Source organism: Empedobacter sp. GD03739 (genome assembly GCF_029843245.1).
Classification (GTDB): domain Bacteria; phylum Bacteroidota; class Bacteroidia; order Flavobacteriales; family Weeksellaceae; genus Empedobacter; species Empedobacter falsenii_B.
The window spans coordinates 1-12,014 of the sequence record NZ_JAOCHX010000067.1 but is presented as its reverse complement, the minus strand read 5'-3'; the positions used below and the strand labels follow the sequence as shown (position 1 = coordinate 12,014).

General features: G+C 31.6%; 14 protein-coding genes. 8 read left to right on the top strand and 6 right to left on the bottom strand.

The genetic code is table 11. The features are described from left to right. Positions 1–142 precede the first annotated feature (142 nt). From N5E64_RS14740 to N5E64_RS14720, 5 genes are read left to right on the top strand one after another with little or no spacing between them, the layout of a single operon-like run. The gene (locus N5E64_RS14740; RefSeq protein ID WP_038335835.1) at positions 143–550 is read left to right on the top strand and encodes a DUF6146 family protein; all 408 of its coding nucleotides are present in this window, start codon (positions 143–145) and stop codon (positions 548–550) included. Between the two features lie 33 nt (positions 551–583). Beyond that, on the top strand, positions 584–982 hold the full coding sequence (locus N5E64_RS14735; protein WP_038335837.1) for a hypothetical protein: 399 nt from the start codon (positions 584–586) through the stop codon (positions 980–982). Between the two features lie 42 nt (positions 983–1,024). Beyond that, on the top strand, positions 1,025–2,125 hold the full coding sequence (gene prfB / locus N5E64_RS14730; protein ID WP_125350433.1) for a peptide chain release factor 2: 1,101 nt from the start codon (positions 1,025–1,027) through the stop codon (positions 2,123–2,125). Between the two features lie 20 nt (positions 2,126–2,145). Then, positions 2,146–3,513: a Trk system potassium transporter TrkA gene (trkA, locus tag N5E64_RS14725; protein ID WP_280038155.1), complete on the top strand. Its 1,368-nt coding sequence runs from the start codon at positions 2,146–2,148 to the stop codon at positions 3,511–3,513. Continuing rightward, a complete protein-coding gene (locus N5E64_RS14720; RefSeq protein WP_180906655.1) occupies positions 3,513–5,054 on the top strand; it encodes a TrkH family potassium uptake protein in 1,542 nt (513 codons plus the stop codon). Before trkA ends, N5E64_RS14720 begins: the two co-directional genes overlap by 1 nt. Here N5E64_RS14720 and N5E64_RS14715 read toward each other — a convergent pair. Continuing rightward, positions 5,051–6,025 (bottom strand): glycosyltransferase family protein, encoded by a 975-nt coding sequence (locus tag N5E64_RS14715; RefSeq protein ID WP_280038153.1) that lies wholly within the window; start codon positions 6,023–6,025, stop codon positions 5,051–5,053. The genes N5E64_RS14720 and N5E64_RS14715 overlap by 4 nt on opposite strands. Further along, positions 6,026–6,850, bottom strand: coding sequence for a UDP-2,3-diacylglucosamine diphosphatase (locus N5E64_RS14710; protein ID WP_038335849.1), 825 nt, complete (start codon positions 6,848–6,850; stop codon positions 6,026–6,028). A gap of 92 nt (positions 6,851–6,942) precedes the next feature. Here N5E64_RS14710 and N5E64_RS14705 point away from each other — a divergent pair, with 92 nt between their 5' ends. Beyond that, the gene (locus N5E64_RS14705) at positions 6,943–7,155 is read left to right on the top strand and encodes a hypothetical protein (RefSeq protein ID WP_115000930.1); all 213 of its coding nucleotides are present in this window, start codon (positions 6,943–6,945) and stop codon (positions 7,153–7,155) included. Between the two features lie 58 nt (positions 7,156–7,213). Here N5E64_RS14705 and N5E64_RS14700 read toward each other — a convergent pair whose 3' ends face one another. From N5E64_RS14700 to lpdA, 3 genes are all read right to left on the bottom strand, one after another. After that, positions 7,214–7,759, bottom strand: a complete 546-nt coding sequence (locus N5E64_RS14700; protein ID WP_280038152.1) for a T9SS type A sorting domain-containing protein — start codon at positions 7,757–7,759, stop codon at positions 7,214–7,216. A 150-nt stretch (positions 7,760–7,909) separates the two neighbouring features. Then, on the bottom strand, positions 7,910–8,059 hold the full coding sequence (locus N5E64_RS14695; RefSeq protein WP_280038151.1) for a hypothetical protein: 150 nt from the start codon (positions 8,057–8,059) through the stop codon (positions 7,910–7,912). A 138-nt stretch (positions 8,060–8,197) separates the two neighbouring features. Beyond that, positions 8,198–9,589, bottom strand: a complete 1,392-nt coding sequence (lpdA, locus tag N5E64_RS14690) for a dihydrolipoyl dehydrogenase (protein WP_125350435.1) — start codon at positions 9,587–9,589, stop codon at positions 8,198–8,200. Between the two features lie 90 nt (positions 9,590–9,679). Here lpdA and N5E64_RS14685 point away from each other — a divergent pair, with 90 nt between their 5' ends. Continuing rightward, positions 9,680–10,027 carry a hypothetical protein gene (locus tag N5E64_RS14685; protein ID WP_219033995.1) on the top strand — a complete coding sequence of 116 codons (348 nt, stop codon included), beginning with the start codon at positions 9,680–9,682 and terminating at the stop codon, positions 10,025–10,027. Between the two features lie 33 nt (positions 10,028–10,060). Here the strand turns inward: N5E64_RS14685 and N5E64_RS14680 are convergent, their stop codons facing one another. Further along, positions 10,061–11,065 (bottom strand): hypothetical protein, encoded by a 1,005-nt coding sequence (locus tag N5E64_RS14680; protein WP_280038150.1) that lies wholly within the window; start codon positions 11,063–11,065, stop codon positions 10,061–10,063. A gap of 132 nt (positions 11,066–11,197) precedes the next feature. Here N5E64_RS14680 and N5E64_RS14675 point away from each other — a divergent pair, with 132 nt between their 5' ends. Further along, entirely contained in the window at positions 11,198–12,010 is an 813-nt protein-coding gene (locus N5E64_RS14675; RefSeq protein WP_280038149.1) for a WG repeat-containing protein, read from the top strand. Positions 12,011–12,014 lie beyond the last annotated feature (4 nt).

Sequence of the window (12,014 nt, the reverse complement as noted above, 5' to 3'; positions counted from 1 at the left end):
TATATATAAATAATATGAAATAAACATTTATATTTCAGAACTACTATTCATGTAATTCTAAATTATTAGAATATAAGTGTAAATGTAGATATAAACACTTAATATCGTTATTTTTCAATATATTTAATCAAATTAAAAAATTATGAAAAAGCTATTTTTATTCTTCAGCGTTTCTCTCCTATTTTTTGCTTGTACAACCAATCAATCCACACAAAATTCAGTGCCGAATAAAGATGAGAATTCATTAAAATTCGAGCCGAATGAAGATGGCGATTATGATATTGTTGTATTTGATCCTCAATATGATATTTATTTAAAAACAACTGCATTACCCAAAGAATATTATTCAAAAGAATATTACGAACAAAAAAATCGCCAATATGTAATGATTTGGAATCAACGACATATGCAACCAATGACATATAATCCAGATTTGTATGCAGTAAGTATAGATTTAGATCCTTCTGTTGACTATGGTTATGATTTTGAATACAAATTATTTAACTTTTTTCGATTTATTGAACATAAATATCGTGTCAGAATTAGATAATATCGTTTATTTTTGCAAGCTAATTTTAGAAAGATGAACGATTTTTCAATCAAAATATACAATCAAATCATTGAAGCAATTCCAGATTTTACAGGGCTTCACAAAAAAGATACCGAATTATTAGAATTCCATATCGAGAATGAATACAAATCGACTTTTGGTGATCTTTATATTCAGACTTCGGATGATGATAAGATTTGGATCAAATCTTCTTTTCCTTTTACAACTTACGAAGTAGATTCTGTTGAGGAACTTTTGTATATTTTGGAAGGTTTGTTGTTCAACCAATTATTCTGGGTAATTAGTTATGATGATGGTGATTGGGACGATACTTTTTTGATGCTGAAAGACCAAGAAATTAAAACGGAAGACGGTTTTACTTATAAAATTCTTTCTTGGAACGGAAAAGATGATAAAGTGATTAATGCTTAACCTCGTGTTCATAAAATCCCCTATTTTTATACATTTGCAATTATGTTTAACAACGAATTACTAAAAGACATCCAAAAACGTACACAAGATTTGCACGAATATTTGGAAATCGAACAAAAAGAAATCGAAGTTCAAAATGAAGAAGAGCATGCTGCTTCACCTGAATTTTGGAACAACCCGAAAGAAGCCGAAGCTTTTATGAAAGTTTTGCGTGGTAAAAAGAAATGGATCGATGAATACCAAACGATTGCAAATGCAGTAAATGATGTCGAAGTTTTAGTAGAATTTAACCGCGAAGGTGAAGTTAGTGACGAAGAAGTTATGGAACAATATAATGTTGTTGCCAAGCTTTTAGAAGATATAGAATTCAAGAATATGCTTTCAGAAGAAGGAGATAATCTTGGTGCAATTCTTCAAATTACTGCGGGAGCTGGAGGTACAGAATCTTGTGATTGGGCTTCTATGTTGATGCGTATGTATTTGATGTGGGCCGAAAAACATGGATATAAAGTAAAAGAATTAAACTATCAAGCGGGTGATGTTGCGGGTGTAAAAACGGTAACATTAGAAGTGGATGGCGAGTTTGCTTTCGGTTATCTGAAAGGAGAAAATGGTGTACATCGTTTGGTGCGTATTTCGCCTTTTGATAGTAATGCAAAGCGTCACACAAGTTTCGTTTCGGTTTATGTTTCGCCAATTGTGGATGATACAATCGAGATTGAAATTAGTCCTGCCGATATCGAATTACAAACGTCTCGTTCTGGAGGAGCTGGAGGACAAAATGTAAATAAGGTTGAAACAAAAGTTCAGTTAACGCACAAACCAACTGGAATTGTGGTTGTTTGTCAGGTTGAACGTTCTCAATTAGCCAATCGTGAGCGTGCAATGGAGATGTTAAAATCTGAATTGTATAAGATTGAGTTAGAGAAAAAAATGGCCGCACGTAATGAGATTGAAGCAAATAAGATGAAAATCGAATGGGGTTCTCAAATTCGTAATTATGTGATGCATCCATACAAATTGGTAAAAGACGTCAGAACAGGAACTGAAACAGGTAATGTAGATGCTGTAATGAACGGTGATATAGACGAATTCTTGAAATCGTTTCTAATGTTAATGGGACAAAAAGAAACGTCAAAATAGTTTTATCCTAAATTTCTTTCATGAAAATATTAATCGGAGGTGCTGGAGAAGTTGGTTTTCATTTGGCTAAATTACTTTCTAATGAAATGAACGACATCGTCATCATGGACATGGACAAGGACAAATTGTTGATGATCGAAAACTCGTTAGATGTAATGGCTTATCGTGGTGATATTACTTCTTTCAAGGCTTTGCGAGAAGTTGGAATTGATGATACAGATATTTTTATATCGGTCACTCATCTTCAAAACACAAACCTTACAAGTGCTTCGATTGCGAAAGATTTAGGGGCAAAACGCACATTAGCTCGAATTTCGAATCCTGAATTTCTTTACAAAGAAAATCAATTTTGGGTTCAAGGAATGGGAATTGATGCATTAATTAGCCCTGAGAAATTAGCGGCTGATGAGATTTATTCTCTTGTTCAACAATCTGCTTTCAATGCGATGCATCCGTTTGCAAATGGTCAACTTTTTATGGTTGGAACTGTTTTGGATGCGGATTGTAAAATTTTGGACAAGCAGTACAAAGACATGTATTTGACGACGAAAGGTGGCGAAGACAATCTTTTGATGCCAATTGCAATAATTCGTAGCAACGAACGTGGCGAGTATCAAACCATTATTCCTGAAGCTGAAACTGAATTTAGAATAGATGATCACGTTTATTTTATTGTCAAAAAAGCTGGAATTTTAGAAGTTTATAAAATCCTTGGAAAGAAACAAGAATATTTCAAAAATGTAATTGTTTTGGGAGGAGGAAGTATTGGTGTCAAAGTTGCCAAACTTTTAAAAGACAACAAACACAACGTTAAGTTATTAGAAATCAACAGAAACAAAGCTTTTGATTTAGCTGGTGATTTAAATAACATTTTGATTATCAATGGTGATGGTCGAGATGGAGAATTGTTATTGGAAGAAGGTATTTCTGATTCGGATGCTTTTATCGCTGTGACAGGAAGTTCGGAAACGAATATTATGTCATGTCTTTTGGCAAAATCAAAAGGCGTTAAAAAAACAATTGCTTTGGTCGAAAATATCGACTATATACATCTTAGTCAAGAAGTTGGAATTAACGCTTTTATCAATAAAAAACTCTTAACCGCAGATAGTATTTTCCGTTATATTCGACAAGGTTCTGTGATGGATGTAACAGGAATTTCTGATTTAGATGCTGAAGTTTTAGAATTCCGTATTCACGAAAATTCTGAAATCGCATTCAAAAAAGTAAGCGATTTTCCGTTTAAAGAAGGTGCTATTATTGCTGGAATTGTTCGCAGAAATGATGGATTTATTCCAACAAAAGATTTCATTATCGAACCAAAAGATCACGTCGTTGTTTTTAGTCAAGCGAATTTAATTCCAAAAGTGACCAAATATTTTAAATAATGAAATCACTTAACATCAAAGTAATCCTGAATCTTTCGGGTGTTTTATTACTATTAAATGCGCTCTTTATGTTTATTGCAACATGTGTCAGCATTTATTTTAATGATCATCTACTCTACCCTTTTTTAGTTTCGGGGAGTTTAGTGGGATTGTCGGGAGCTGCAATGATGTATTTTACGCGTGACAGAAGAAAACACATCAACAAACGCGAAGGTTATATCGTGGTTTGTGTCGGATGGCTTTTCTTGATTCTTTCGGGGTGTTTACCCTATGTTACCTCGTTAATATTTCTACCAAACGATCATATCATCAATGAAAATTTTAGTTTTGTCAACATTATTTACGAAACCGTTTCTGGTTATACAGCGACTGGGACATCAATTTATGATGATGTAGAAAGTCTCCCAAAAAGTATATTATTTTGGCGAAGTACAACCAATTGGATTGGTGGTATGGGGATTATCGTTTTGACGATTGCGATTTTACCGTTTCTTGGAATTGGTGGTCGACAGCTTTTTATGGCAGAAGCGCCTGGAATTTATACGGATAAAATTCACCCTCGAATTACAGAAACAGCAAAAAACCTTTGGTTAGTTTATTTAGGCTTAACTGCTTTTTTTGCGATGTTGCTTTATTTTGGTGGAATGAATTTATTTGATGCTGCAAATCATTCGATGAGTGTGATTGCAACGGCAGGTTTTTCTACTAAGAATGAAGGTTTGATGTATTGGAATAACAATATTTTTATTCAATATGTATTAATCGTGATGATGTTTTTGGGCGGAACAAACTTCGCATTGATTTATTTATTGATTAAAGGACAATTCAAAAAAGTATGGAAAAATGAAGAATTCCGTTGGTGGGTTGGTTTACTTGCTGTCGTTACATTTATCGTTTTTGTTGTATTATTTTTCAATATTTACCCTAGTTATTCCGTCGAAACCTATTCGTGGTTTAATTTCGAACATTCATTCAGAAGTTCATTATTCCACGTTGTATCTATCGCATCTACAACAGCTTTGGCAATGGAAGATTACACAAGTTGGTTAACCGTAACCACACTTATTTTCTTCTCTTTGTTCTTCATCGGAGGTTCGGCAGGTTCTACATCTGGAGGAATTACAGTTATTAGACACGTCATTTTATTAAAAAATAGTTGGATCGAATTTAAGCGTATTTTACACCCAAACGCAATTATTCCTGTTCGTTATAACAATCGTTCGCTTAACCAATCTATTGTTTTCCACGTTATGGCATTCTTTGTCATGTTTATGTTTACATGGATTGTGAGTTCTATTTTGTTTGCGCTTTTGAATTATGGTATAACAATGAGTTTCCAAGATATTTTGGCCTCTTTAACATTAACTGCTTCCACTTTAGGAAACGTAGGTCCGGGAATTGGCGAATTTGGTCCGGGTACTTCAATGAATTCTTTAACGGATAGTGCAAAATTATTATGTTGTTTTTTAATGGTTTTGGGACGATTAGAGCTTTATACAATCTTAATTTTATTTACGCCTGCTTTCTGGAAAAATAATTAATGGGATGCTTCTAAAATTACTTTCTGAATGATTTCTTCGGTTTGATCTGGGAAATCTTTCTCAATAATTTTATTCGAATCCACCCAACGTTGCAATTGTGCTACATTCAAATCATATGAATAATCAACGCCAATCATTTTTAAAGCTTCGCAATTACATAATTGTTCGTATTGACCTTTAATCGGAATCACAAAAAGCTTCTTTTTAAGATAAATACTTTCGGCAGGCAATTCGAAACCAGCACCGCACAAAACTCCTTTACAATTTTCGAGCGCTTTTATAAAAAGACGTTCATCAATAGGATAAATTTCAACATTAAATTGACGTATTACTTCTTTCACAAAAGGTGAAAAAACTTTCCATTTTGAATCTTTAATCAGTGATAATTTCTCCATAATTTCTGTTGGATGAAAACTTGGTAAATACACCAAATAGTAATCTTTTCGTTTTGGACGCAATGCTCTAATTTTATCTCGAATGATTGGTAAAAAAATAGCATCATTATATTCTTCGAAATGAAAACCGTAATGTTTAGAAGTCGGTGCATAATATTTTAAAATCGTTTCGCCCGTTTTATTTTTCACTGTTGGTGTTTCATCAAATAAAAATGAAGCTTGATGACTTAATCCAACAATATTTATCTTTTTCTTTCGAGCTGCATGTGCCGTAATTGGCTCAAAATCATTAATAATCAAATCATATTTTTCAATTGGAAAATGATTCACTTCATTCCAAAAAGATTTAAAACTATTCTCCTTAAAAATTCGTTTATACGAAACTTTTCCCATCTGATTATAAAATAATGACAATCCATTGTGATGTTTGAATTGATAATTTTCGAGTTGTAATTGTGAATTAGAACCACTCACAAAAACATTCAAATCTCCATATTCTTCAAGGATTGGTAACATTTTTTGCGCACGAGCCAAATGTCCATTTCCTGTTCCTTGCAAAGCGTATAAAATTTTCATTTATTTTTTATTGAGAATTGAAACAATCAGTTCATCTAACGAATAATTGAACTCGATTTCTTCTAAATTTTGCATCAAAGTATGTTTATGTTCTTCAAAATAAAACACTGACCAATTTCCGTCTACACATTCTAAAGCAGATAAATTCTCAATCCAATCCCCCGAATTCATATAAACACAAATTCCTTTATCCGTTTTTACTTTTCGCAATTGTGGTTGATGAATATGTCCACAAACTACATAATCATATTCATTTTCGATCGCTAATTCGGCAGCAGTTTGTTCAAAATCATTGATATGCTTCACCGCTTTTTTCACTGAATTTTTAATCTTTTGAGATAACGAATAACGTTCTCTTCCAAAAAACTCTAAACATTTATTGATAAAATAATTCAACTGAATTAATTTATCATAACCCCAACCACCTAATTTCGCAATCCATTTCGAATGTTGAATCGATGCATCAAACACATCTCCATGAAAAATCCAAGCGACTTTATCATTTTGTTTCAACATATATTTATCCGTTAAAAGAATATTTCCAAAACGCATTGTGGTAAATTTACGTAACAATTCGTCATGATTTCCTGTTATATAAACGATTGGAATTCCTTGTTCTGAAAGATTTAACAAATAACTAATAATTTGAAGATGCGTTTCTGGGAAATAACTTTTCTTAAAATTCCAAATATCCACAATATCACCATTGAGAATAATTTTTTTTGGATTGATTGACTGTAGATAAGCTAACAGCTCTTGTGCTTTGCAACCAAAAGTTCCTAAATGCACATCCGAAATAACAACAACATCAAGATTACGCTTCATTGATTTTTATTTAAATTTCGAAATCAAATATTACTTAAACGTTTTTTTAATCTTATGAAATCTTTATAAATTTGAGTCTAAATTGTAAAGTTATGAGCGAATTGAAATTCAAAACAAATATAAATTGTGACAGCTGTATCAAATCTGTAAAACCTTTTTTGGACGAAGCTGTTGGTGAAGACAATTGGAAAGTTGATACTTCTGATGAACGAAAAGTACTGACTGTGACAACAACCGAAGATGAAGAAGAGGTTGTGGAAGCCGTGACAGATGCAGGTTTTAAGATTCAGAAATTAAAAGAATAAATAAAAGCGATTCAGTAAACTGAATCGCTTTTTTGTTAGATTAAGAATATATTCTTTCTTATTTTTTTACTACTTTTTGAGTAGAAGATTTTCCGTTAGAAGTTGTTTTAACCACATAAGTTCCTTTAACTAATGAAGAAACGTCTACATTTTGAACACCTTTAACTTCGAAAGATTTTACCAATTGTCCGTTAATATTATAAACTTCTACAGTTGTTTTATCTTTTGCATTGAAAGAAGCTGTATTTGTCCATAATGTATTAGAAACTGCTTTAGTTAATGTTAAATTATCTGTACTCAAATTTGTACAAACATTTGCAGCCGTTTGTCCATTTCTAGGAGCAGCAGCAGCTACGTCAAAATCATTCTTATTATCATTTGTATCTTGACATCCTTTTAACTTTCTTTGAGCAGAATCAGTATTAGATAAAGCCGCAGTAGGACCAGATCCTTCATATTCATTAGACGTTCCAAAACCTACAAAATCAACGATATCTTTATCTGTTACATCAGTTATTGGATCAACATTAGATACAAGTGCTACTTTACCGTTCATGGCTCCTAATGCAAGAGCTGTAGCAGGAATTTGGTCTGGAGTTGGCAATGCATCTGTTCCACTATTACCTTTAGCTTGTTGAATTAAATAATATTTACCTGGCTGAATTGTAATATCTGCTAATACTTGTGTATTAGCTGCACTAACATTACCTGTAGCAGAAGCATATTGAAGTGAATGACCTTTTAATGTAACAGCTTAAGAGCCTCTATTAAACAACTCAATAAAATCATGCGTATATTTTGCGCCCGAATTTCCTCCTCCACCATAAACTTGACTAATCACAACTTGTCCAAATGATAAAGAAGATAATGCAGTAATTACTACTAAAGAATAAAATTTTTTCATATTATATCTGTTTTTAAATTATTATTATAAAGATAGTTAAAAAACAAATTCAATATACATAACGCAAAAAATTAACGATTTGGTAAAATAAAAAAGCAGCCAAAAGGCTGCTTCAACTATAAATTTTAATTTTATTTCTTAGATATGAATTGCATGTCCATATGCATCTTCTACCGCTTCCATAATAGCTTCTGCCATTGTCGGGTGAGCGTGTACAGATTTCATAATTTCATGAGCTGTAGTCTCTAATTTACGTGCAACAACTGCCTCAGCAATCATTTCAGTTACTCCATCACCAATCATATGACATCCTAACCATTCACCGTATTTCGCATCAAAAACAACTTTTACGAATCCATCAGCAGCTCCATTTGCAACAGCTTTTCCGTTTGCAGAGAATGGGAATTTACCAACTTTCACTTCGTAACCTGCCTCTTTTGCTTTTGCTTCTGTAAGCCCAACAGACGCAATTTCTGGTGAACAATATGTACAACCTGGGATATTTCCGTAGTCGATTGGCTCAACTTTTTCACCAGCAATATGCTCAACACATAAAATACCTTGTGCAGATGCTAAGTGTGCTAAATCTGCTCCTTTTACAACATCACCAATTGCGTAATATCCTTTTACAGATGTTTCACAAAAATCATTGATAACAATTTTACCTCTTTCAGTTGCAATACCAACTTCTTCAAGACCGATATTTTCTGTATTTGGAACAACACCAACAGCAGATAAAACAACTTCAGCTTCGATAATTTCTTCACCTTTAGCAGTATTAATTGTTGCTTTTACTAAATCTCCAGTTGTATCAACTCCTGTAACTTCTGCATTTGTTAAGATATTGATTCCAGATTTTTTAAGAGATAATTGCAATTGTTTAGAAATATCTTCATCTTCAACATTTACAATGCGTGGTAAAAACTCTACAATTGTAACTTCTGTTCCTAATGTATTGTAGAAATGAGCAAACTCAACTCCAATCGCACCAGAACCTACAACAATCATTGATTTTGGTTGTTTTTCCATTGCTAATGCACCACGGTAACCAATTACTTTTTTACCATCTTGTGGTAATGCAGGTAATTCACGAGAACGTGCACCAGTTGCAATAATTATATTTTCTGAAGATAATTCGCTAACAGAACCATCTGCTGCAGTAACTTTTACTTTTTTTCCTGGTAAAACTTTTGCTTCACCTTGAATCACTTCAATTTTGTTCTTCTTCATCAAGAATTGAACACCTTTACTCATACGATCCGCCACTCCTCTACTACGAGAAACTACATTTCCAAATTCGAATGAAATATCTGAAGGTAAGTTAATTCCAAAATCTTCTGCATGATTTAAGTATTTGAATACTTGAGCAGATTTTAATAAAGCTTTTGTAGGAATACATCCCCAGTTAAGGCAGATTCCACCTAATTCAGCTTTTTCTACGATTGCTACTTTTTTACCTAATTGTGCTGCTCTAATTGCTGCAACGTATCCTCCAGGACCACTTCCAATAACTATAATGTCGTAACTCATTTTTTCCATAATTTGAATGCTAATTTAATAATTATAACCCGAAAAAAAAGGAATTCCTTAAAATAGATTAAAATTTCTTACTTTTGCACTGTGAAAATATTCTTTGAAAATTACGCTGACGACTTACAGGTCGAAACTGAATTACCTTTAGAAGGTAGTTTATCACAAGCTATTGAGATTTTTCATAACCTACCTGATTATGACGGAAGTTATATTGGTTTGATGAATCAAGATGGGAATACTGTTCAGATTTCGAAATATGATCGATTTTTATTTTTAGTAGAAATCCCTGTTTACCAAGAACAAGCTTCATATTCAGTATTATTTACTTATTTTCAAGTAATGCAATTATTAGAAGATTTATACAAAGGATTTGATCCTTATAACATAAAAGGATTGAAATTTGAACAGTATTTAACAAAAAAAGCAACGAAATAATCGTTGCTTTTTTATTTTTATATTATTTAGATTTTACTGCCAAATATATTTTTCACCTAAACTTAACGTTGATTTCATCACATATTTTCCTTCCTCATTTTTTTCAGTTAATACTAAAATAGGATAATATTCACCTGCGGGAACCAATTTTGTGATATTTGTAGTAAAATTTAGCTTTTCAATTTTAGTAAAAGCAGAAATTGGTGAAACATCTAGATTTAGAAGTTCAAATCCGTCTATTTCTTTAACTCCTGTTATATTTTGGTTTGAAAAATATACCATTAACTTTAAGTCATTTGTAGGTTTATAATCTAAATTCTGTATAGAATTATCAACTCCACCAATTGTAACCATCAACGAATTGAAATCAATTTCTAACTTCCAACCTCCAACTAATTTTAGTTTTTTATTTACATTCGCTATATTCAAAGAACTTTCTACAGGTGTATATATATCTGATAAAGTAGCGTCTATATTCTTTGTAGAAGCTAAAGTATTAGCATCTGTAACTTGAGGTAATTCTACATTCTTTACAACTTTATCAATTAAAATATTATTAGATTCTAAAGAAATTTTATTACTCAAAACTTTATAATTCAAAATAGAACCTGATTCTTTTTCTTTCAATAACAAAATTGGTGTATAATCTCCTTGTGCTAATGTTTGAAGATCTGAAGCTTTAAAAGTAACAATAACGTTATTGAAACTTGTTCCATTTCCTTCTAACTGCCCTAATTGTGCGTTTGTATTGATTTTATTCGGTAAATTATATAAATCTACAGATGTTTTTGATGGAGCAAAATATAAATCAAGAAATAAAGTCTGACTTGTTTTGTTTGAATAATTTGTCAATTTTCCTCCAGATATTTTATAGTTAGATGTATTTCCATCATTCGAAATTTTCCATACTCCTTGAAAAGAATAGTCTTTATTAATTGTAGTTGGTAAATTAGTAATGTTTATACTATCTTGTTGAGCAGCAACAAAACTACTCGCCATAACAGTTGTGGTTAAAAATAGTTTAGTAAAAAAATTCATAGGTTATACTTTAAGCTTTCTCACAAAAATAAAGAATTTAATTTACAAAAAGTGTTTAAAATTGGATATTTTAAAATTTATATACAAACTATTAATTTTTGATTAATTAATTTTACGTCGAATTATAGAATTATGACTAAAATATCACCAAAAGATACAGACCAGTTTGACAATTTTGTTCACAAAGAAACAACAACATTTGAAGATTTAACTGTTTTCGATCGCAATAATTTGGCACCAATATCTATTGATAATCAATTTGGTTTAATAGATAAAGAAGGAAATGTAATTATTCCGTTCGAATATCAAAAACTTGTACTTACAACTGTTAATGCCTACAGCGCACAAAAAGATAATAAGTGGGGAATTATAACAAAATCTAACCAAATTTTGATTCCGTTCGAATATGATTTAACAAGTGATTTTATTGAAAATATTTGTGCTGTAAAAAAAGATGGAAAATGGGGTTTTATTGATTTATTAAATCAAGTTGTGATCCCATTCGAATATGATGGTTGTACAGATTTTAGAGCTGGTTTAGCTGGAGTTGAAAAAGATGGAAAATGGGGAATGATTGATAAAAACAATCAGTTAATTATAGATTATCAATACGAATATTTAACGCCAGTCGATCAAAATTTTGCCACTTTTGGAGAAGCTACTTCACTAAAAATTGAGCGTCCAGATATATTAGCTTATTTTCCATATTTCTTATCAAAAGAGAATTATTTGATGCATTTTGGTTTAATTTCAACCAAAAACGAACAAATTTTAGGTCCAATTTCTGAATTACCAATTTTAGAAAGTTTCGAGAATCAAGCTGTTATTCGTCAAAATTATCAATTAGGTTACTTAAAAAATGGAAAAGATTTTGTGAAATTTGAACAATTTACAATCGATCCGTACGAAGAAAAAATCTTAATACAATTAGGAGTAATGAAATAAAAAA